The sequence below is a fragment of the Streptomyces mayteni genome (assembly GCF_054783955.1).
Map to the genome: position 1 here is coordinate 1 of NZ_BAAGPR010000104.1, position 21,134 is coordinate 21,134.

Here is a 21,134-nt window from a genome sequence, read left to right on the forward strand (position 1 = left end):
AGGCCAGCTCGATGGCCCCGGGGCGTGAGGGAAACCGCCCCCGCATCCCCGGACCACGGACACGATCCGTGCGCGCCGGATACGGCGAGAACGCGGTGGACCAGAACGCCCAACACCGTTCGGGGCGTTCGGCTGAGCATGAGTTCTGGCGACAGGACCCACTCCCGCTCAGTCCCTAGGAACGGTCGGGATGCGTGCGGACGAGCGGGTGTCGTTGGGGCGCACCGGGTTGGGGGTCAGCCGGCTCGGGCTCGGGCTGGCGTCGCTCGGTGGGATGTTCCGGCCGGTGTCCGAGGCGCAGGCGCTGGCCACCGTCGACCGGGCCTGGGAGCTCGGGGTGCGGCTGTTCGACACGGCGCCCGTGTACGGCTACGGCCGTTCGGAGGAACGCGCGGGGCGGGCGTTGCGGTCCAAGCCGCGCGGCGACTACACGTTCTGCACCAAGGTGGGGCGGCTGATCGAGCCTGGCGGTCCTGACACCCAGCCGATCTGGGCGGATCCGCCGAGCGGCCTCGGGCCGCGCCTCGACCACAGCCGGCGGGCGGTGCTGCGTTCGGTCGAGGACAGCCTGGCGCGGCTCGGCCTCGACCGGGTCGACGTCCTGCACGTCCACGACCCGGACCTGGACTATCCGACGGCGCTCGCCGAGGCGTATCCCGCGCTCGCCGAGCTGCGCGGCCGGGGCGTGATCGGCGCGGTCTCCCTGGGGGTGAACCACGCCGACGTCGCCGCCCGCTTCCTCCGCGAGGCCCCGGCCCCCGGCCTCGACTGCGTGCTGCTGGCCGGCCGTTACACGCTGCTCGACCAGTCGGGTCTCGACGAACTCCTGCCGCTCTGCGTGGCCCGTGGCGTCGCCGTCCTCGCGGCCGGCGTCTACCAGGGCGGCCTGCTGGCCGATCCCCGCGCCCACCGCGACCTGCCGCCGGCCCTCGCCGAACGCGTCCGCACGCTCCGCGCGATCTGCGAACGCCACGACGTGTCCCCCCTCGCGGCCGCCATCCAGTTCCCGCCGGCCCACCCCGCCGTCACGTCCGTCGTCGTCGGCGCGCGCAGCCCCGAGGAGATCAGCGCCAGCGCCGCCCTCCTCGCCAGGCCCGTACCGCCCGCGCTCTGGGCCGACCTGCGCACCGCCGGCCTGCTCTCCGGGGCGGCCCCGACGCCCGCCTGACCGCCGTCGGGTCAGCTCACGGTTCCGTCCCACTGCCAGCGCGTGCGTCTTGGCAGGCCGGGGAGCGGGGCGCGGCCCGTGCACCACAGCAGGGTGTCGGCCGGGCCGTGCCCCGCGGGTGCGTCGGGGAAGAGGCGCCGGAGGGCGGCGGAGGCCGACTCGTCAGGCGGGGCCCACGGCAGGCCGAGGGTGCGGGCGATGTCGTGGGTGTGGAGGGTGAGTTCGACGATGCCCATGGCGGCGAAGCCGGTGGCGTCCGAGTGCCCCCAGGGGTGCCAGGCGCGGGCGTCGGGGGCCGTGTCGCGGACGGTGGTGGCGAGGAGGGAGGCGGCGATCCGGAGACCGTCGAGACAGTCGGGGACGGGAGCCGCGGGGTCGAGGGAGGCGAAGAGGGTGACGTAGCGGTCGGTGGGCCGGGAGACGAGCAGGCCGGCGTAGCCGACGAGGCCGAGGGCGAGGTGGTCGAGCGTCTCGCGGCAGGACCAGTCGAGGCCGTGGGCGGGGCGCGACCAGTCCAGGTCGGCTCCCTCGCGGAGGACGTCGAGACAGCCGTCGGTGGCGGCGGCCAGCAGCTCCGTCCACGACGCGGTGGCCGTGGCCGTGGCAGCGGTGGCGGTGGCGGTGGTCACTTCGGGTCCGCCGTGCTCTTCAGGACCTCGATCACGCTGGCGTAGCTGTCCGAGCCGTGGCCGGCGGCGCTGGCCCGCTCCATGGCCGACTTCAGCAGTTCGGGCAGCGCGTTGTCCACGCCGCGGGCCGCCGCCGCGTGGATGAGGTGGTCGATGGCGGCGATCTGCACGTCGACGGTGGCGTCGTCGCCCGGGTAGCGGCCCGCGTCCACCTGGGGGGCGTAGGTGGTCAGGAACCCGGCCACGGCGGTCAGCCAGCGGAGCGCGACGGGGGTGAAGGCCGTCGCCGGCGTCCGCTCCGCGCCGACCAGCGCGGTGCCGTGCAGCCAGCCGGTCATGGTGGACCACATCAGGCCGAGCAACGCGGCGTCGTAGAGCGAGGCGAGGCCCGGTTCCGCGCCCAGGTACAGCGGGTCGCCCAGGGCCGCGAGCGTCGGACGGTGGGCCTCGAAGACGGCGGAGGAACCGCTGTAGAGGAACATCATCTCCGGGCTGCCGACGCCTGGCGGGGTGGTCATGATCGCGCCGTCGAGGTAGTCGGCGCCGTGGGTCCCGGCCCAGGCGACGGCCTCGTGGGCCTGCTCGGGGGCGCCGGAGGTGAGGTTGACCAGGGTCCTTCCGGCCAGCGCGTCGGCGAAGGGGCCGAGGGCCGCGTGCAGCGCCGGGTAGTCCAGCACGCAGGCGATGGTGAGCTGGCTCGCCGCGATCGCCTCCCCCGGGGTCGCGGCCAGGGTGGCGCCCCGGTCGACCAGTGGTCGGGCCCGGGACGCTGACCGGTTCCACACCGTGGTCGGGTGGCCCCGGTCGAGCAGCGCGGCGGCCAGCGCCGAGCCCATGGAGCCCAACCCGATGACGGTGACGGCCTGGCGATCGGTGTTCATGTCGACGACTTCTCCTACGTCCTTCGTCCGCCCGCGGCGGTGATCACGTACGGAACACGCTCGCAGCGCGCGGCGAGCGGGAGAAGTGACACCGGTGACGGCGGCCACCAAATTCCTGCCATACCCTTCGGGACATGAGCGTCGGTTCTGTCGCCGTGGTGGTGGCCGAGGAGATCGGGGTCCCCTCCTGGGACCTGTACGAACTGAGCATCCCCTGCACCGTCTTCGGGAAGCCGCAGCCCGATCTGGCCGACGCCTGGTACGAGTTGCGGCTCTGCGGCACCGGAGAGGGCGGTACCGGAGAGGGCGGGACGGGGGAGGGCGGGGCGGCCGGCGCCGGGCTCACGCTGCGGACCGGTCACGGGCTCGACGGCCTCGTCGGCGCCGACACGGTCATCGTGCCCTCGGTGCCCGACTCCTGCGTCGACGAGGGCAGGCCGCTCTCGCCCGAGCTGGTCACGGCCCTGCGCCGCGCCCACGAGGCGGGCGCCCGGATGGTCTCCCTCTGCACCGGGGCCTTCGCGCTCGCCGAGGCGGGGCTGCTCGACGGGCGGCGCGCCACCGCCCACTGGATGCACACCGCCCAACTGGCCGTGCGGTACCCGAGGGTGGAGGTCGACGAGTCGGTGCTGTACGTGGACGACGGCGACGTGCTCACCAGCGCCGGGCTGACGGCCGGCCTCGACCTGTGCCTGCACCTGGTGCGCCGCGACCTCGGCGCGCACGTCGCCAACCAGCTGGCCCGCCGCATGGTGGTGCCCGCCCACCGGCCGGGCGGCCAGGCGCAGTTCATCGAGTCGTCCGTGCCCACCAGGGACGACGAGGGGCTCGGTCCGGTGCTCGACTGGGCCCTGGCCCACCTGGACCGGCCGCTGACGGTCGAGGACCTGGCGCGGCGGGCCGCCATGAGCCCCCGCACGTTCTACCGGCGGCTCCAGGCCGCCACCGGGACGACGCCCCTGCGCTGGCTGCTCGAACAACGCCTGGGGCGGGCCCGGGAGTTGCTGGAAGCGACGGACCTGCCGATCGAGCGGGTCGGGGAGTTGTGCGGCCTCGGCACGGCCAACAACCTCCGCCACCACTTCCTCAGGCAGCTCGGGGTGTCGCCCGGCGCCTACCGCCGGGCCTTCCCCAGGGAGACGCCCGAGGGGCGCGGCGGGGGCTACAGCAGGCCGAGCAGCACCGGCAGCTTGCGCATGTCGTCGAAGACGACGGTGTCGGGGCCGGCCAGCCAGTCGGCCGGGGTGAGGCCGCCGGCGTAGCCGAAGGATCGCATGCCGGCGGCGCGGGCGGCCTGGACGCCGTACTGGCTGTCCTCGACCACCACGCAGCGGGCGGGCGCGACGCCCATCCGCTCGGCGGCGTGCAGGAACAGGTCGGGGGCCGGCTTGCCGCGGGCGACCTCGGCGGCGCTGAAGATGCGGCCGGCGAACCGGTCGTGGAGCCCGGTGCGGGTCAGGGTGCGCCGCATCTTGTCGTGGCTGCCGCTCGAGGCGATGCAGTGCGGGATGGTGATCGCGCCCAGCGCCTCGCTGACGCCGGCCACCTCGGCGAGCTCCGTGTCGATGATCTCGGCCAGCCGCAGCCGGAACTGCTCGGTCCAGGTGACGGCCGCCGCCCCGCCGAGGCGTTCGGCGATCTGGGTCTGGACGGCGCGCTCGGAGCGGCCGAGGAACCGGTCGACGATCTCGTGCTCGGTCAGCGCCCAGCCCAGCTCCGCGCCGAGCTCGACGCAGACCCGCAGGGCGAGCGGCTCGCTGTCGACCAGCACGCCGTCGCAGTCGAAGATGACCAGGTCGATCGAGGGATGAGAAGGAGCGGCCACCCCGGCAGCCTAACCGGAAAGCGTTGGCGCCCGGGGCGCCGGGCTCACTACGGACGGTGCCGCGCACGGAGGGGTGCCCGGAGTGGCTGGGGCCGGCGACGATCCGCCGCCCTGGGGCGACTCGCACGAGAAGGCGCGGCTGCTGGCCACCGGGGAGGCGATCCCGACGGCGGGCCGCGCCGGCCGTCGATCGCCGTGTGGGCGAAGGGAGTTGGGGCGTTCGTTTTCGGCCGCCGCCGATCGTCGCCGAACCGCCGGTGACCTGCGCGTTCACCATAATCGTACAGATGTTCGATAGCTGGTTTATGGTGGACCGGAAACGGTGCTGGGACAGGGGGGCCGGGCGTGACGGGAGGTGCGGATGTCCACGGACTTCGTTCATCTGCGGGTCGCGTCCGGGTTCTCCGCGCGCTACGGGGCCTCGCACCCGGAGCGGCTCGCCGAGCGGGCCGCGGAGCGCGGCATGGCGGCCGTGGCGCTGACCGACCGGGACACCCTGGGCGGCGCGGTGCGGTTCGCCAGGGCGTGCGTGGGGGCCGGGGTGCGACCGCTGTTCGGGGTGGAGCTGGCCGTGGCGCAGCCCGGCGGCACACCGGAGCGCGGGCGGCGCAGGACGCCGGTGCGGGGCGGCGCGTTCCTCGACGAGTCCGCGCCCCGGGCGGTCTTCCTCGCCAGGGACGGCGCGGCCGGCTGGGCCCAGCTCTGCCGGCTGGTCACCGCCGCGCACGCCGCGGGTCCTGGCGAGCGGCCCGTACTGCCCTGGGCCGAGACGCACGGCGCGGGGCTGACCGTGCTGCTCGGCCCCGACACCCCGGCCGGCCGCGCGCTGGCCGCCCGCCGCCCCGACCTGGCGGCGCGGCTGCTCGCGCCCTGGCGCGAGGCCTTCGGGGACGAGGCGCTGCGGATCGAGGTCGACGCGGCGGGACCGCTGCGCGCGGCGGCCCGCGCGCTCGGCCTGGCCGCCGAGTTCGGCGCCGCGCCCGTGCTCGCCAACCGGGTCCGCTACGCCGACCCGGGGCAGGGCCGGGTCGCCGACGTGCTGGACGCCGCCCGCCGGCTGCGGCCCATCGACCCGCGCGGGCCGCTGGACGGCGGCGAGGCCTGGCTGCGCGGCCCCGACTGGATGGCCAGGGCCGCCGAGCGGATCGCCGAGGCCGCCGGGTTCGGCCCGGCCACCGCGCGCCGGCTGCTCGACCTCACCGCCGAGACCGCGGCGGCCTGCCGGGTGCACCCGGAGCACGACCTGGGCATCGGCGGCGTCCGCTTCCCCGAGCCGCACCTGGTCGGCGCCGCCCACCGCACCGCCGACCGGGTGCTGCGCTCCCGCTGCGCGGCTGGCATGGTGGCGCGCCGCTACGACCGCGACCCGAAGCGCTGGGACCGCCTCGACGAGGAGCTGGCGACCATCGCCACGCTCGGCTTCGCCTCCTACTTCCTGACCGTGGCCCAGGTCGTCGACGACATCAGGGGCCTCGGCATCCGGGTCGCGGCGCGCGGCTCGGGGGCCGGCTCGCTGGTCAACCACCTGCTGGGCGTCGCGAACGCCGACCCGGTGGAGCACGGCCTGCTGATGGAACGGTTCCTCTCCCCGCGCCGGGTGGTGCTGCCCGACATCGACGTCGACGTGGAGTCGGCCAGGCGCCTGGAGGCGTACCGGGCGATCCTGGCCCGCTTCGGCGAGCGCCGGGTCGCCACCGTCGCCATGCCCGAGACCTACCGGGTGCGGCACGCGGTGCGGGACGTCGGCCTGGCGCTCGGCGTCGACCCGGCCGAGGTGGACCGGCTCGCCAAGGCGTTCCCGCACATCAGGGCCAGGGACGCGCGCGCCGCGCTGGCGGAACTGCCCGAGCTGCGCGGCGTCGACCCGGAGCGGCAGGGCCGGCGGTTCTGGGAGCTGGTGGAGGCACTGGACGCGCTGCCGCGCGGCGTCGCCATGCACCCGTGCGGGGTGCTGCTCTCCGACGCCTCGCTGCTGGCCCGCACCCCGGTGGTGCCCACCAGCGGCGAGGGCTTCCCCATGTCGCAGTTCGACAAGGACGACGTGGAGGACCTCGGGCTGCTCAAACTCGACGTGCTGGGGGTGCGGATGCAGTCCGCGATGGCGTACGCCGTGTCCGAGACGGAGCGGGCCACCGGGACCCGGATCGACCTGGACCGGCTGCCGCCCGACGACCGCGAGACCTACGAGCTGATCCGCTCGACCGAGACGCTCGGCTGCTTCCAGATCGAGTCGCCGGGCCAGCGCGACCTGATCGGCCGGCTCCAGCCGAGCACCTTCCACGACCTCGTCGTCGACATATCGCTCTTCCGGCCGGGGCCCGTCGCCGCCGACATGGTGCGTCCTTTCATCGAGGCCAGGCACGGCCGGCGCCCGGTGCGCCACCCGCACCGGGACCTGGAGCCGGTGCTCCGCGACACCTACGGGGTGGTGGTCTTCCACGAGCAGATCATCGGGGTGCTCGCCCGACTGACCGGCTGCGACCGGGCGATGGCCGACGAGGCCAGGCGGGCGCTGTCCGATCCTGAGCGGCAGCCGCGGGTGCGCGAGTGGTTCGCCGCCGGCGCCGCGGCGCGCGGCTACCCGCCCGACGTCGTCGAACGCACCTGGGAGATCGTCGAGGCGTTCGGCTCCTACGGCTTCTGCAAGGCGCACGCGGTCGCCTTCGCGGTACCCACCTACCAGTCGGCCTGGCTCAAGGCGCACCACCCGGCTGCCTTCTACGCCGGGCTGCTCGCGCACGACCCGGGGATGTACCCCAAGCGGCTGCTGCTGGCCGACGCGCGGCGGCGCGGGGTGCCGGTGCTGCCGCTGGACGTGAACATCTCGGACGCCGCCTATCGAATCGAACTGGAGTCTGAATCCGGCGAGTGGGGGATCAGGCTCGCGCTCAGCGAGGTGAAGGGCATCGCCGAGGAGGAGGCGGCCCGGATCGCCGCCGGCCGGCCCTACGCCTCGCTCACCGACCTGGTCAACCGGGGCGCCCCCACCCGACCGGTCGCCGAACGGCTGGCCAAGGTCGGCGCGTTGGACGCCTTCGGCGACAACCGCCGCGACCTGCTGCTGCACCTCGCCGAGCTGTACCGGCAGCGCCGGGGCGCGGCGGCCGGCGCCGGGGGCCGCCAACTGCCGTTCGGCGACGCCGCGCGCACCCCGCCGGCCGGGCTGCCCGACCTCGGCGCGGACGAGCGGCTCGACGCCGAGCTCGGCGTGCTCGGCATGGAGACCGCCCGCCACCTGATGACCGACCACCGCGCCCTGCTCGACGAGTTGGGCGCACTCGGCGCCCGCCGGCTGCGCGACGCGGAGCACGGCGAGACCGTGCTGGTCGCGGGCGCCAAGGCGGCCACCCAGACCCCGCCGATCAGGTCGGGGAAGCGGGTGATCTTCGTCACCCTGGACGACGACACGGGCCTGGTCGACCTGGCTTTCTTCGAGGACAGCCACGCCGCCTGCGCGCACACCGTCTTCCACTCCTGGCTGCTGCTGGTGCGCGGCACGGTGCAGCGGCGTGGGCCGCGCACCCTGAGCGTGGTCGGCCAGGCCGCCTGGGACCTGGCCGAGTTGGCCGACCTCCGCCGCACCGGCGGCCTGGACGCGGTCGCCGAACGGCTCGCGGCCCCGCCGCCGAAGTCGGAGGAGTCCGAGGAGTCCGAGGAGCCGGAGGGGGGCGCCGAGTCGACAGGTGGATCCGGCGACACCGCGGACGCGGAAACCGTGGAGCGACGAATCGAGTTGTCGACCGGCTACACCCTCCACCCGTGGGCCGACCTGCGGCCCGCGGGCGACTCCACCAAGTCGGCCCCGCGGAAGCTGTGGCACGCCAGCTCGGGGAGCGCCGGATGACAAGTGCGGTGCTCCACATCCGCTTCCCCGGCTGCCCGCCGGAGCGCTATCCCGCGCTGCTGCGGCTGCTGCACGGCATCACCCCGGTCGTGCAGGCGCTGCCGCCCGACGCCGCGCTCGCCGACGTCCGGGGCGCCCGGCGCTACTTCGACCTGGACGCGGTCCAACTCGCCCGTCTCGTCCGGGTCAGGGCGCTCGCCCTGCACGGCGCCGACTGCGCGGTCGGCGTCGCCGGCAACCCGCTGCTCGCCCGGCTGGCCCTCGACCGACTCGGCCGCGCCCCCGGCGTGTTCGCGGTGCCCGACACCGCGTCCGGGGTCGCCGGCTTCCTCGCCGACCAGCCCGTCGCCACGCTGCCGGGCGTCGGCCCCGCGACCGCGCGGGCGCTGGCCGGCTACGGCCTGGAGACGGCGGGCGAGACCGCCGCCGCGCCGCCCGCCACCCTCCAGCGCATCCTCGGCGCCGCCACCGCGCGCCGCGTCCTGGCGGCGGCCAGGGGCGTCGACCAGAGCCAGGTCGTCCCCAGCGGCCCGGCCCGCGTCCTGACCGCGGAACACCGCTTCGCGGAGGACGAGTTGGACGCCGAACGGCGCCGCAGGGCACTGCTCACCCTCGCCGACGAGCTCGGCTTCCGGCTGCGCGACACGGGCCAGACCACCGGCTCGCTCACCCTGACCGTCCGCTACGCCGACCTGGCCACCACCACCCGCGGCCGCGCCCTGCCAGAACCGACCGCGCACACCCCGGCGTTGGCCGGCGTCGCCTACGCGCTGCACGACGCGCTCGGCCTCCAGCGGGCCCGGGTCAGGGCGGTCGCGCTGCGGGCCGACGCGCTCGCCGACGCGGCCCACGCCACCCGCCAACTCTCCCTCGACCCGCGGGACGAGCGCCGCAGGCTGGCCGAGGCGGCGGCCGACCGCGCCCGCCGCCGCTTCGGCCCCCGGGCCGCCGGCCCCGCCGGAATACTGGACGTGGCGTGAAGGATGTGTCTCTGGTGAGGGCTCGACGTGTGGAATCCCTCACCGTCGGGCAGGTGGGCAGGCGGGTTACCCGCCCGTAACTTGACGAGTACTCGGCAGTAACCGTGGTCCGGACCGCGTGGTGCCACCCCCCAGTGCGCTCAGCGAGGAGACCACCCCATGCTGTCCAGGAAACACCCCTTACGGCGCCGCGCCCGCCTGTTGGCCGGTGCGGCGCTCGTCGCCCTTCCGCTCGTCCTGTTCCCCGGCGCCGCCGAGGCGACCGCCGCCGCCCCCTCCACCGCGGCCTCGGCCGGCGGCTGGAACGAGGACGACTGCGTCCCCGCCGCCCGCCACCCCAGGCCCGTCCTGCTGGTCCACGGCACCGGCGCCAACGGGACGATCAACTGGCTCGGCCTCGCGCCCTATCTGGTCGACCGCGGCTACTGCGTCTACTCCTTCGACTACGGCATGCTGCCCGGCGTGCCGATCTTCGGTGGCCTCGGCCCGATGGAGGAATCGGCCGACCAACTCGCGGAGTTCGTCAACGAGGTGCTGGCCGAGACCGGCGCCCGGGAGGTCGACCTCGTCGGCCATTCCCAGGGCGGCGTGCTGCCCCGCTACTACCTCAAGCACCACCAGGGCGCGGCCGGAAAGGTGAACGCGCTGGTGGGGATAGCCCCCAACACCAACGGCACCACGCTGGCCGGTCTGACCCGGCTGCTCGACGTCTTCCCTGGCCTGGAGGACGCCATCGCGGCCGGCGCGCCCGCCCTGGCCCAGCAGGTCGCCGGCTCCGACTTCATGACCGAACTCAACTCCGGTGGCTACACCGTGTCCGGCGTGACCTACACGGTGATCGCCACCCGCTACGACGAGATCGTCACCCCCTACCGCTCGCAGTTCATCGACGAGCCGGGGGTGCGGAACGTGTTGCTCCAGGATCTGTGCCCGATCGACTTCTCCGAGCATGCGGCGATCGGCCTGCTGAGCCGGGTGGCCTTCCACGAGACGGCCAACGCGCTCGATCCGGCGGACGCCGAGCCGACCGACTGCGGCGACCTGCTCGGGTAGCGGCGGGGCCGGAGCGGCGGGAGAGGGCCGCGAGAGAGGGGGCCGGCGGGATGTCGGTGCCACCGCCTCCCCGGGGGTGGGGGGGTTGAGGGAGGCGGTGGCACCGGTCCTGACATGCCGACACCAGGAACGTTAGCCAGACTCCGGGGCGTTGTCTGCCCTCTTATGGTCCCTTTAAGGAACGGCTCAGGAGCGGTTAAAGCGGGCCCGGCGGGGGCGGGTGCGGTTGACATGGTTAGGTATGCCTAACCTAAATTATGGCGCGGAGCCGCCGTCACCCATGTCAGCACGCCCTTTCTCCCGCCCACCCACCCGGCTCCCGCCCACGTCGCGAGACCCGCGCACGAACCAGCCGCCAAGACAAGGGACACCCCGAGAACCCATGAGCATGCCCGGCCACGCCCCACTCGTGCCCGTGCCCCCGACCCTCCTGGAACCCGATCTGCTGGCCGCCGACCCCGCCGGCCTCGCGGAGGTGGGCCGGCTCGTCACCGAGCTGACCAGGGAGGCCGCCGGCGCCCTCCGTCGCCGCACCGGCCCGCTCCCGGCCGTCACCCCACGGGAGTTGACCCGACTGCTGGACGACGAGCTGCCGGAAGGACCCCTCCCCGCCACCGGTGGCGGACGCCAGGCGGTGCTCTCGCTCGCCCGCTCCTACGCCGCCTACACCGTCGACCTCGCCGACCCCCGGGCCGCCGCCCACCTCCAGCCCCCGGCCCTGAGCGTCGCCGCCGCCGCCGACGTGCTCGCCTCCGTCTTCAACGCCTCCGTCGACACCTGGGACAGCGGCCCCTACGCCGTCGAGATCGAACGCCGACTCATCCGCTCGCTCACCGACCTCGCCGGCTACGGCCCCGGCGCCGACGGCGTGTTGACCCCGGGCGGCACCGCCTCCAACCTCCAGGCCCTGCTGATCGCCAGGGACGCCGCGCTGCGCGCCCACCGCGACATACGAGGCGGCGGCCTCGCCGGCCTCGACGCCCGCCCCGTCGTGTACTGCTCGGAACTCGCCCACTTCTCCGTCGCCCGCGCCTGCGCCGTGCTCGGCCTCGGCGAGGACGCGGTGCGCACCGTCCCGGTCGACGACGCCCACCGGATGCGGCCCGCCGAACTCGAACGCGCCCTGCGGCTCTTGGCCCCGAACGAGGTGCCGATCGCGGTCGTCGCCACCGCGGGCACCACCGACTACGGCTCCGTCGACCCGTTGCCCGAACTCGCCGCCATCGCCCACCGCGCCGGCACCCGGCTGCACGTGGACGCCGCCTACGGCGGCGGCGCGCTCTTCTCCGACCGGCTGCGCCCCCTCCTCGACGGCATCGAGGCCGCCGACACGATCACCATGGACCTGCACAAGACCGCCTGGCAGCCGGCCGCCGCCAGCGTGCTGCTGGCCCGCGACGCCCGGGACTTCGCCGCCACCACGGGACTGCGGGTCGGCTACCTCAACCCGGACGACGACGGCGCCGCCGGCTACGACGGGCTGCTCGGCAACTCCATGGCCACCACCCGCAGGGCCGACGCGTTCAAGGTCGCCGCCACCTTCCTGGCCCTCGGCCGCGAGGGCGTGGGCGCCATGCTCGACGCCTGCCACGACCTGGCCAGGGACGCGGCCGCCGCCGTCGAGGACCACCCCAGGCTCGAACTCACCACCCAACCCACGCTCACCACCGTGGTCTTCCGCTACGTGCCGCGCGCCGGCGGCGTCTCGGACGCGGTCAACGGCGCGCTGCGCCGCCGGCTGCTCGCCGAGGGCGCGGCGCTGATCGGCCGCACCGACGTCGCCACCGCCGAACCCGGCACCGGCACCGTCCGGTTGAAGCTCACCCTGCTCAACCCCCAGGCCACCGCGCACGACATCGAAGAACTCCTCGCCGCGGTGGACGCGGCAGGGCAGGCCGTGGAGGCCCAACTGTGAGTACCACCGCTGATCAGGAACCCGTGCTCGACCTCGCCGCCGTCGGCGTCGGCCCGTTCAACCTCTCGCTCGCCGCGCTCGCCGACGAGGTGGAGGGGCTCGCCTTCGCCGCCTACGACCAGCGCCCCGCCTACGACTGGCACCCTGGGCTGATGTTCGACTGGGCCTCGCTCCAGGTGGGCTTCCTCGCCGACCTGGTCACGCTGATCCGCCCCACCAGCCGCTGGTCCTTCCTCAACTACCTGGTCGAGCACGACCGGATGTACCCCTTCTACATAGCCGAGCGCTTCCACGTGCCGCGCCGCGAGTACGCCGACTACTGCGCCTGGGTGGCCGGCCGGCTGCCCTCGCTGAGCTTCGCCACCTCCGTGGACGAGGTGCGCTGGCTCGCCGACCGCGACCTGTGGGAGCTGACGCTGCGCCGCACCGACACCGGCACGGTCACCAGGCGGCTGGCCCGCAACGTCACCCTGGGCGTCGGCACCGAGCCGTTCCTGCCGCCGCCGCTGGCCGGCGTCGCGGGGGAGCGGGTCTTCCACGCGGGCGAGCACCTGAACCGGATCGAGGGGCTGGCGGCGGCGGGCGTCCGCGAGGTCACCGTGGTTGGCTCCGGGCAGTCGGGCGCCGAGGTCTTCCTCGACCTGCTCCGCCGGCAGCGCGAGGCGGGCTGGGCGGTCAACTGGCTCACCCGCTCCTGGGGGTTCGCCCCGCTCGACTACTCCAAGCTGGTCCTGGAGTACACCACCCCCGCCTACATGCGGTACTTCAACGGGCTCGAACCCGCCGTCCGGGACCGGCTGATCGCCTCCCAGTGGCAGCTCTACAAGGGCATCGACACCGAGACCATCGACCTCATCCACGCCGAGCTCTACGACCACCTGCTCGACGGCGACCGGCCGCCGGTCACCCTGCTCCCGGCCACCGCGGTCCACGCGGCCGCGCTCGCCGGGGACGGGGTGCGGCTCACCACCCGGCACGCCGACACCGGCCGGGAGGCGGAGCACGAGACCGGCGCGGTGATCGCCGCCACCGGCTACGCGCCGCGCCGCCCGGCGTGCCTGGAGCCGGTGGAGAAGCTGATCGCCTGGGACGACCGGGGCCGCTACGACGTCACCGAGGGGCACCGGATCCGCACCGCGCCCGAGGTGGGTGCCGGCCTGTACGTGCAGAACGCCGAGCTGCACACGCACGGCGCCGCGGCCCCCGACCTGGGCATCGGGGCCTACCGCGGCGCCTTGATCCTGAACGCGGTGACCGGCCGTGACGAGTTCCGGATCCCGCGGCGCACCGCGTTCCAGTCCTTCGGGCCGGCCACCGGCCGGGGCCCGACCGGCTAACCGAGCTGGATGGACCGTTTGGCCAGGCCACCCCAGAAGCCGTCGATCACGGTGCGCTGGGTGGCCAGGTCGGCCTCGCCGGCACCGAGCGCCACGAACAGCGGCGCGAAGTGCTCGGTGCGCGGGTGGGCGAGGCGGCCGGCCGGGGAGGCGTGCTCGAAGTCGAGGAGCGCGTCCACGTCCCCGGCGGCCAGCGTCTCCCGGCCCCAGGCGTCGAACTCCCGTGACCAGCCGGGCGCCTGGTCGGGGCCGCTGTTCCAGGTCAGCTCGGACAGGTTGTGGGTGAAGAAGCCGCTGCCCACGATCAGCACGCCCTCGTCCCGCAGCGGCGCGAGCCGGCGGCCGAGCCGCAGCAGCCGCTCCGGGTCGAGCGTCGGCATGGAGAGCTGGAGCACCGGGATGTCGGCCGCCGGGAACATCTCGGCGAGCGGCACGTAGGCGCCGTGGTCGAGCCCGCGGTCCGGCGCCTCGTGCACCGGGGTGCCGGGCCCGTCGAGCAGGCCGCGCACCGCGGCGGCCAGCTCGGGGGCGCCGGGCGCCGGGTAGGTGACCCGGTAGTAGTGCTCGGGGAAGCCCCAGAAGTCGTAGACCAGCGGCACCGTGGTGGTGGCGCCGAGGGTGACCGGGGCGGCCTCCCAGTGCGCCGACACGATCAGGATCGCCTTCGGCCTGGCGATGCCGGCCGACCAGTCGGCCAGCTGGCCGGGCCACAGCGCGTCGTCGGCGAGCGGCGGCGCGCCGTGGCTGAGGTAGATCACGGGCGTCCGGCTCCCGGTGGCCGGGCCTTCGGTGACGGTCATGGCGATACCTGCGATTCGTCTCGGGTGGTGCGGTGCGGGTCGGGGGCGGTCAGTTACGGAAGAACAGCACGATGCCGGCGACGGCCAGGCCGAAGGCGAGGGCGGCCGCGCCGGTGGCCAGCCGGTGCTCGCGCAGCGGGGCCAGCGGCAGGAGCCGGTCGACGGCGTAGCGGCCGGGCCCGGCGAGCGCGAGCGAGGCGGCGCCCAGGCCGAGCAGCAGCGGGAACTCGATGCCGGCCGGGGCGAAGAAGCCGGCGTCCCAGTGCGCGGAGACGATCACGTTGAGCATCGTGCCGACGACGGCGGCCCCGGCCAGCGGGGTGAGCAGCCCGAGCGCCAGGCCGAGGCCGCCGAGCGTCTCCGAGGCGCCGGCCACCAGGGCCATGGTGCGGCCCGACGGGTAGCCGAGGGACTCGAAGAACATGCCGGTGCCGTCGAGGCCCGAGCCGCCGAACCAGCCGAAGAGCTTCTGCACGCCGTGCGCGGCGACGGTGAGCCCGACGGCGAGGCGGAGCAGCAGCAGCCCGGTGTCGTGGGCCGGCGCGGCGGCGGCCTGGGCCGGCGCGGGCGCCGGACGCGTGGTCGTCGTCGTGGGGGAGGTCATCGAGCGGTCTCCTGAGGGTGGGGGTCGAGTTTGGTTCAAATTCGAAGAACCGGCTCCACCGTAGCCGGTGATTCCAATTTGAACAACCGGCCTATGATGGGGGACATGAACGAGACCCGGTGGTTGGACGCCCGCGAGATGGCGGCCTGGACGGCGTTCCTCGACGCCACTCACCGGGTCTTCCGCAGCGTGGAACAGCAGCTCAAGGACGACGCCGGGCTCTCCCACCCGCAGTACGAGATCCTGGTCAAGCTCGGCGCGGCCGGCGCCGCCGGGATCCGGATGACCGAGCTGGCCGAGTCCCTGATCACCTCGAAGAGCGGGCTCACCTACCAGATCGGGCAGCTGGAGAAGCGCGGCCTCGTCGCCCGCAGCGCCTGCCCGACCGATGTCAGGGGCGTCACCGCCCACCTCACCGAGGACGGCAGGGCCGCGCTGACCGAGGCGGCGCCCGGGCACGTGGCGCGGGTCCGCGAGGCGCTGATCGACGTACTCGACCGCGACCAGCTCGACACCCTCGCCCAGGCACTCGGCCGGGTCAGCGACCGGCTGCGGGATCGCTAGCGCTGTGCTTCGGGGGCGGGAGAGGGTGCGTGACTCGTCCCGTCGTCGGCCGGCACGGCGGGGCCGCGACCCGGCGCGGCACCACGTCGGACGCGGCGAGACCGGCTCGGGGCCGGCTCGGGGCCGGCGAAGCCGGCCTGAGGCAGAATCGACGGGGTGAACCTCCGCATCGACCCCAGCTCGGCCACCGCGCCCTACGAGCAGCTGCGCGCCCAGCTCGCCGCCCAGGCCAGGAGCGGCGAACTCCCCGTCGGCTACCGGCTGCCCACCGTCCGCGGCCTGGCCGGCGAGCTCGGGCTCGCCACCAACACCGTCGCGAAGGCGTACCGGGTCCTGGAGGCCGACGGGGTCGTGGAGACCAGGGGCCGCCACGGCACGTTCGTGGCCGCGGCGGGGGACGCCGCCGCGCGGGAGGCAGCGGCGGCAGCCCAGGCCTACGCGGAGCGCGTCGGCCACCTCGGCCTCGACCGCGAAGCGGCCCTGGCCACCGTCACCGACGCGATCCGCGCCGTGTACGGCTGAGCCGCCGGACGCCGGCGGCGGAGCCGCCACCGCGGCGGCCCAGCCGTACGGGGATCGCGTCCTTCGCATCGGCCTCGACCGGGACGACGCCCCGGCCACCGACCTCGACGCGATCCGGGCCGCCCGACCGCGAGCCCCCGTGTACCCCGGAGGCGGCCCAGAACAAGCGGGATCAGACCCGCGAAGCGCCACCGCCCCACAGCCAGACCGTGGTGTCGGTGGGCAACTGCCCACCGGTGATCCGGTCGCTGGACAGCAGCACACCCCAGGTGCGGGGCAACGGGAACGGCTCCTCCGAGAAGTTCACCGCACACCGCAGCACCGGGGAGCGCTCGAACCACAGCACACCCTCCGGCGCGTCGAGCCAGCTCAGCTTCCCGCTGTCGAAGCCGGGCTGCTCGCTCCGCAGCCGCAGCGCCGAGCGGTACAGCTCCAACATCGAGCCGGGCGTACCCGACTGGAACTGGGCGCTGAACTTCTCCCACTCCGCCGGCTGCGGCAGCCACGGCGGCTCGCTGCCGCGGCGTGCGAAGCCGAACGGACTCTCGGAACCCGACCACGGCATCGGCACCCGGCAGCCGTCCCGCCCCCTGACCCGGTGGCCAGAACGACCCCACATCGGGTCCTGGAGCGCCTCGTCTGGCAGGTCCTCGACCTCCCAGAGGCCCAACTCCTCGCCCTGGTACAGGTACGAGCTGCCCGGCAGCGCCAGCATCAGCAGCGCCGCGGCCCGCGCCCGCCTGGTGCCAAGATCCCGGTCCGAGTGGCCGTTGTCCGACCGGTAGAGATCCTGGGCCGTGTCGCGACGCCCGTACCGGGTGACATGGCGCGTCACGTCATGGTTGGACAACACCCAGGTGGCGGGCGCCCCCACCTCGGCGAGCGAGCCGACGCTCCGGTCGACCACCTCGCGGATCGACTTGAACTCCCACGGCGACTTCAGGAACGCGAAGTTGAAGGCCGTGTGCAGCTCGCCTGGCCCCAGGTAGCGGGCCATCTGGTCGTCCCTGGAGTTCGCCTCGGCGCAGAACACCCGGTCGCCCGCGTAGGAGTCGGCGATCTTGCGCCAGGACTGGTAGATCTCGTGCAGCCCCTCCTGGTTCCAGTGCGGATGGCCGTCCTTCCAGGGGCCCTCCTCGAACACGGCGTCCTCGGGTATCCCGATGTCGGGCAGCGCCGGATCCTTGACGAGGCCGGAGGCCACGTCGATCCGGAAGCCGTCCACGCCGCGGTCGTACCAGAACCGGAGGATCGACTCGAACTCCGAACGAACCTCCCGGCTCGCCCAGTCGAGATCCGGCTGCTCGGGCGAGAACAGGTGCAGGTACCACTGGCCAGGGGTGCCGTCCGGCTCGGTGACCCGGGTCCAGGCCGGGCCGCCGAACCGGCTGCGCCAGTCGTTGGGCGGCCGGGAGCCGTCCGGCCCCCGTCCGTCGCGGAAGTGGTAGCGCTCGCGCTCAGGTGAGCCGGGCGCCGCGCGCAGCGCCTCGGCGAACCAGGGGTGCCGGTTCGAGGTGTGGTTGGGCACGATGTCGAGGACCACGCGAACGCCGAGTGCGTGGGCCTCGGCGATCATCTCCTCGCCCTCGGCGAGCGTGCCGAACACCGGATCGATCGCCCGGTAGTCCGTCACGTCGTAGCCGCCGTCGGCCATCGGTGACGGATACCAGGGCGTGATCCAGACGGCGTCGACGCCCAACTCCCTGAGATACGGCAGACGGGCACGAAGGCCGGCGATGTCACCGATGCCGTCCCCGTTGCCGTCCGCGAAGCTGCGGATGTAGACCTGATAGATCACGGCGGTGCGCCACCAGGGCACGGTCGTGTTCTGCTGAATGCGGGTGCGGGGCACGTATCTTCCATTCCTCTTGCGAGTTGACCCTGGAAAATGCGCGGTTGGAGCGGCTCACCGCGCAGTAGTGCGGCTGTGCTGGTCCGGTTCGGGTCCCGGCCGGGGTGAGGAGGGATGTCGAGGACGCGCGACACGAGCCGCGCCGGTGGTGCCCCGGACGACAAGCCGGGTGGGCACCACCACCTGGGCCGGTTCCTCACTCGACCCCGACAGCGCGCCGAGGATCTGCTGAGCGAGCAACTCGCCCTGGTAGGCGACGGGTTGAGCAATGGTGGTGAGGTCGAGCAGCTCGGCCGTCTCATGGTTGTCGAATCCGATGACCGAGACGTCGTCGGGGGCGCGCAGCCCCATCCGGCCCAGCGTGCGCAGCGCGCCGAACGCCATCTGGTCCGACTCCGCGAAGACCGCGGTCGGCGGGTCCGGCAGGCTGAGCAACTGCGCCATGGCGGAGGCGCCTTCGTCGATCGTGAGGTTCCCAGGCGCCTCGAGATCGGGGTCGTAGGGGATCCCCGCCTGCGCCAACACGGTGCGGTAGGCGTGCTGCCGCACGATCGGGGTCGTGAAGCCCCGGGGGTCGCCGAGGGCGCCGGAGATCATGCCGATCCGCCGGTGCCCCAGATTGATCAGATGCCGCACCGCGGTGCTCGTGCCCTCGGCGTTGTCGATGGAGACGTGCCAACAGCCGGGGATGCGGGTGCCGAGCACGGCTATGGGCACTTCCAACGAGACCAGCGACTCGCTCTCGGTGGCCGAGAGCGGCAGGTTGAGCACGATCAGCGCGTCCACGCGCCGGCGCGGCGGCATCCGGGCGAAGAACCGCTCGTGCACGCGCTCGTCGCCGAGGTTGTACAGCAGGATGTCCAGGTCGTTGGCGCGCAGCACCGAGTCGATGCCGGCCACCACCTGGCTGTAGAACCACCGGTTGACGAACGGCAGGATGACGCCCACCGTGCCCGTCCGTCCGGAGGCGAGGCTCGACGCGTGCGGGGAGACCGCGTAGGACAGCTCCTCCGCGGCGCGCAGCACCCGCTCACGGGTCGCCTCCGAGACGTTCGGTAACCCGCGCAGCGCGCGGGACACGGTGGCGGTGGACACCTCCGCGCGCCTCGCGACGTCGATGATGCTGGCGGCCATAACCCTCCGATCACGGCGATGAGCCGAACGTACTGCCGAGGGCGGAGGGAATGCAATCGTTTACATGAAAGGATCTTGGCGATCCGGCGAATTGGTGTCCCTGACGGCCAGGTTGACAGAAGCGCCGCAGGTGAAAGCCCTGAAACGGGTGATGTAAACGTGTGCATGCAACGTGGCAACGGTGTCACCCTCCCCGGTGCCGGCCGGCCGCGCGGCAACGGGCCGACCACCAGCTTGGCAACTCCGGCGCCCGGAGTTGGGCGGAACGCCGAAACCCGCGCGTAACACGGAACCGGCCGCGCCTATTCTGACGTGGCACGACGGGGGATTCGGGGACTCGGGACCCGGGACTCGGGGCGAGGAGAGGTCGGGGGCGGATGACGGGGGAGAACCCGGCCGCGCTGCGGTTCGCGGCGCGGCTGCGCGAGTTGAAGGACCGGTCGGGGCTGAGCTTCGGCACCCTGGCCAAACGGCTGCACACCAGCACGTCGACGCTGCACCGCTACTGCGCCGGCACCGTGGTGCCGGCCGACTACGCCCCGGTCGAACGCCTGGCCCGCGCGTGCGGCGCGAGCCGCGCCGAACAGCTCGAACTCCACCGCCTCTGGCTCCGAGCCGACGCGCTACGGCCTGCGGCCCGCCAGGCGACGACGGCCGTTGCCGGTGCTTCCGCGGCTGTGACGGGCCTCGCGGCCCCGGCCCCCGCCGGAGGCGGGCCCGGCCTGCCGGCCGGTGGGGCTACGGCTCCCGACCCCGCCGGAGGCGCGGGGCATGTACGCCCCGCAGGGGCGGGCACCCCCGATGCTTCCGCAGGCGCGACGGGCCCTGCGGGGCCGGGGGGAGTTGGCCCCGGTGCGCCCGCAGTTGGGCCTGGCCTGGCGGCCGACGAGGTTGACGCGGGCGCCGGTCCTGCCGGTGCCGTGGCCGGTGCTTCGGCAGAGGTACCGGACCTTGCGGCCCCGGCCCCCGCCGGAGGCGGGCCCGGCCTGCCGGCCGGTGGGGCTACGGCTCCCGACCCCGCCGGAGGCGTGGGGCAGGTACGCCCCGGCGGGGCGGCTGCTCCGCCGGGTGGGCCCGGTCCCGCCAGCGCTGTGACGGGTGCTTCCCTGGAAGCTACGGGCCTCACGGCCCCGGCCGGGGGCGGTACGCCCGCCGGCACCGGGCGAGTCGGCGGCGCTGCCGCCGCGGGCGGCCAGCCCCGCACCCCGGTCCAGGCCGGCCTACGGCCGGCGAGGTGGGGTGGGCGGCTGCTCGGCGTGTGTGCCGCGCTCGTGGTCGTCGTCACGGCGGTGACCGTCGCGGCCGGGCGGGACGACGAGCCGGTGCCGCCCGCGCCGGGTGGGGCGGCGGCGGCCACGCCCGAGTCCGTGCCGCTGAGTTGGGAGACCCGCTCGCACGTCTGGGCCGGCGGCTGCGGGCACCGCTATCTCGTGGACCGCGATCCGGCCGCGGTGCCGGCCCCGCCCGTCGCGCAGGACGCCGCGGCCTGGGCCGCCGAACTCGGCGCGGTGCACGGCGGATCCACCATCGTGGAGTCGACCCTCAGGGCCGGCGGCCCGGAGCCGGTCGTGGTCGAGGCGGTGCACGTCCGGGTCGTCGAGCGGCGTCCGCCGCTCGACTGGCCGGCGTTCGACATGGAGTTGGGCTGCGGCGGCGCCCTCACCCCGGCCGCCTTCACCGTGGACCTCGACGCGGACCGGCCCATCGCCCACCCGAGGGACGGCTTCGACGGCATGAGCGAGGCCGAACTGCCGGCGCCCGAGCCGCCGTTCCTGGTCAGCGCGGACGAGCCGCTGGTGCTGCGCGTCGAGGCCGAAACCGTCGACTGCGACTGCGACTGGTACGTCGAGCTCGACTGGACGAGCGGCGCCGACAGCGGCCTCGCCAGGATCGACGACGACGGCCTGCCGTTCCGCACCAGCGGCGTGCCAGGACCCGCCGAGGAGGTCTACGCCCACCCGGAGGGCCGCTGGCAGCCGGGCCTCACCGGCTGAGCGAGCCCGCCCACCCCACCACCCCTTCAGGC

The 21,134-nt window shown here is 74.5% G+C and carries 17 protein-coding genes and 2 pseudogenes; 12 read left to right on the forward strand and 7 right to left on the reverse strand.

Annotated elements, in window-relative coordinates:
- A pseudogene (locus ACYVPE_RS31755) lies at nucleotides 1-179 on the forward strand (IS200/IS605 family accessory protein TnpB-related protein); the annotation flags it as partial.
- Nucleotides 180-190: 11 nt separating this feature from the next.
- Nucleotides 191-1,168 carry an aldo/keto reductase gene (locus ACYVPE_RS31760; RefSeq protein WP_461037230.1) on the forward strand — a complete coding sequence of 326 codons (978 nt, stop codon included), beginning with the start codon at nucleotides 191-193 and terminating at the stop codon, nucleotides 1,166-1,168.
- A gap of 11 nt (nucleotides 1,169-1,179) precedes the next feature.
- On the opposite strand, the gene ACYVPE_RS31765 is transcribed toward ACYVPE_RS31760, so the two are convergent.
- Nucleotides 1,180-1,797 (reverse strand): maleylpyruvate isomerase N-terminal domain-containing protein, encoded by a 618-nt coding sequence (locus ACYVPE_RS31765; RefSeq protein WP_461037231.1) that lies wholly within the window; start codon nucleotides 1,795-1,797, stop codon nucleotides 1,180-1,182.
- On the reverse strand, nucleotides 1,794-2,678 hold the full coding sequence (locus tag ACYVPE_RS31770; protein ID WP_461037232.1) for an NAD(P)-dependent oxidoreductase: 885 nt from the start codon (nucleotides 2,676-2,678) through the stop codon (nucleotides 1,794-1,796). Before ACYVPE_RS31770 ends, ACYVPE_RS31765 begins: the two co-directional genes overlap by 4 nt.
- A 155-nt stretch (nucleotides 2,679-2,833) precedes the next feature.
- Between ACYVPE_RS31770 and ACYVPE_RS31775 the strand changes: the two genes are divergently transcribed.
- Nucleotides 2,834-3,940: a GlxA family transcriptional regulator gene (locus ACYVPE_RS31775; RefSeq protein ID WP_461037251.1), complete on the forward strand. Its 1,107-nt coding sequence runs from the start codon at nucleotides 2,834-2,836 to the stop codon at nucleotides 3,938-3,940.
- Here the strand turns inward: ACYVPE_RS31775 and ACYVPE_RS31780 are convergent.
- The gene (locus ACYVPE_RS31780; protein WP_461037233.1) at nucleotides 3,841-4,503 is read right to left on the reverse strand and encodes an HAD family hydrolase; all 663 of its coding nucleotides are present in this window, start codon (nucleotides 4,501-4,503) and stop codon (nucleotides 3,841-3,843) included. The two genes, ACYVPE_RS31775 and ACYVPE_RS31780, sit on opposite strands and share 100 nt — an antisense overlap.
- Before the next feature lie 361 nt (nucleotides 4,504-4,864).
- Between ACYVPE_RS31780 and ACYVPE_RS31785 the strand changes: the two genes are divergently transcribed.
- The 5 genes from ACYVPE_RS31785 (at nucleotide 4,865) to ACYVPE_RS31805 (ending at nucleotide 13,632) form a co-directional block, all read left to right on the forward strand.
- Complete coding sequence (locus ACYVPE_RS31785) at nucleotides 4,865-8,347, forward strand: DNA polymerase III subunit alpha (protein WP_461037234.1); 3,483 nt, start codon at nucleotides 4,865-4,867, stop codon at nucleotides 8,345-8,347.
- The gene (locus tag ACYVPE_RS31790; RefSeq protein ID WP_461037235.1) at nucleotides 8,344-9,327 is read left to right on the forward strand and encodes a DNA polymerase Y family protein; all 984 of its coding nucleotides are present in this window, start codon (nucleotides 8,344-8,346) and stop codon (nucleotides 9,325-9,327) included. The genes ACYVPE_RS31785 and ACYVPE_RS31790 overlap by 4 nt, the downstream gene beginning before the upstream one ends.
- Nucleotides 9,328-9,486: 159 nt before the next feature.
- The gene (locus tag ACYVPE_RS31795) at nucleotides 9,487-10,380 is read left to right on the forward strand and encodes an esterase/lipase family protein (RefSeq protein ID WP_461037236.1); all 894 of its coding nucleotides are present in this window, start codon (nucleotides 9,487-9,489) and stop codon (nucleotides 10,378-10,380) included.
- Between the two features lie 415 nt (nucleotides 10,381-10,795).
- On the forward strand, nucleotides 10,796-12,295 hold the full coding sequence (locus ACYVPE_RS31800) for a pyridoxal phosphate-dependent decarboxylase family protein (RefSeq protein ID WP_461037237.1): 1,500 nt from the start codon (nucleotides 10,796-10,798) through the stop codon (nucleotides 12,293-12,295).
- Nucleotides 12,292-13,632, forward strand: a complete 1,341-nt coding sequence (locus ACYVPE_RS31805; RefSeq protein WP_461037238.1) for a lysine N(6)-hydroxylase/L-ornithine N(5)-oxygenase family protein — start codon at nucleotides 12,292-12,294, stop codon at nucleotides 13,630-13,632. The genes ACYVPE_RS31800 and ACYVPE_RS31805 overlap by 4 nt, the downstream gene beginning before the upstream one ends.
- Here the strand turns inward: ACYVPE_RS31805 and ACYVPE_RS31810 are convergent.
- Nucleotides 13,629-14,432, reverse strand: coding sequence for a dioxygenase family protein (locus ACYVPE_RS31810; RefSeq protein WP_461037239.1), 804 nt, complete (start codon nucleotides 14,430-14,432; stop codon nucleotides 13,629-13,631). The genes ACYVPE_RS31805 and ACYVPE_RS31810 overlap by 4 nt on opposite strands.
- 49 nt (nucleotides 14,433-14,481) lie before the next feature.
- Nucleotides 14,482-15,036, reverse strand: coding sequence for a DoxX family protein (locus tag ACYVPE_RS31815; RefSeq protein ID WP_461037240.1), 555 nt, complete (start codon nucleotides 15,034-15,036; stop codon nucleotides 14,482-14,484).
- A 105-nt stretch (nucleotides 15,037-15,141) separates the two neighbouring features.
- On the opposite strand from ACYVPE_RS31815, the gene ACYVPE_RS31820 reads away from it, so the two are divergent.
- Nucleotides 15,142-15,600, forward strand: coding sequence for a MarR family winged helix-turn-helix transcriptional regulator (locus tag ACYVPE_RS31820; protein ID WP_461037241.1), 459 nt, complete (start codon nucleotides 15,142-15,144; stop codon nucleotides 15,598-15,600).
- 156 nt (nucleotides 15,601-15,756) lie between these two features.
- Entirely contained in the window at nucleotides 15,757-16,122 is a 366-nt protein-coding gene (locus ACYVPE_RS31825) for a GntR family transcriptional regulator (protein WP_461037242.1), read from the forward strand.
- Nucleotides 16,123-16,294: 172 nt separating this feature from the next.
- Here the strand turns inward: ACYVPE_RS31825 and ACYVPE_RS31830 are convergent, their stop codons facing one another.
- Together ACYVPE_RS31830 and ACYVPE_RS31835 are read right to left on the reverse strand one after the other, a co-directional pair.
- Entirely contained in the window at nucleotides 16,295-17,974 is a 1,680-nt protein-coding gene (locus ACYVPE_RS31830) for a glycoside hydrolase family 13 protein (protein WP_461037243.1), read from the reverse strand.
- 54 nt (nucleotides 17,975-18,028) lie between these two features.
- Nucleotides 18,029-19,108 carry a LacI family DNA-binding transcriptional regulator gene (locus ACYVPE_RS31835; RefSeq protein ID WP_461037244.1) on the reverse strand — a complete coding sequence of 360 codons (1,080 nt, stop codon included), beginning with the start codon at nucleotides 19,106-19,108 and terminating at the stop codon, nucleotides 18,029-18,031.
- A 377-nt stretch (nucleotides 19,109-19,485) separates the two neighbouring features.
- Between ACYVPE_RS31835 and ACYVPE_RS31840 the strand changes: the two are divergent.
- Both ACYVPE_RS31840 and ACYVPE_RS31845 read left to right on the forward strand, forming a co-directional pair.
- Nucleotides 19,486-19,689, forward strand: a pseudogene (locus tag ACYVPE_RS31840) (helix-turn-helix domain-containing protein); the annotation flags it as partial.
- Between the two features lie 675 nt (nucleotides 19,690-20,364).
- The gene (locus ACYVPE_RS31845) at nucleotides 20,365-21,102 is read left to right on the forward strand and encodes a hypothetical protein (protein ID WP_461037252.1); all 738 of its coding nucleotides are present in this window, start codon (nucleotides 20,365-20,367) and stop codon (nucleotides 21,100-21,102) included.
- The last annotated feature ends 32 nt before the right edge of the window (nucleotides 21,103-21,134 follow it).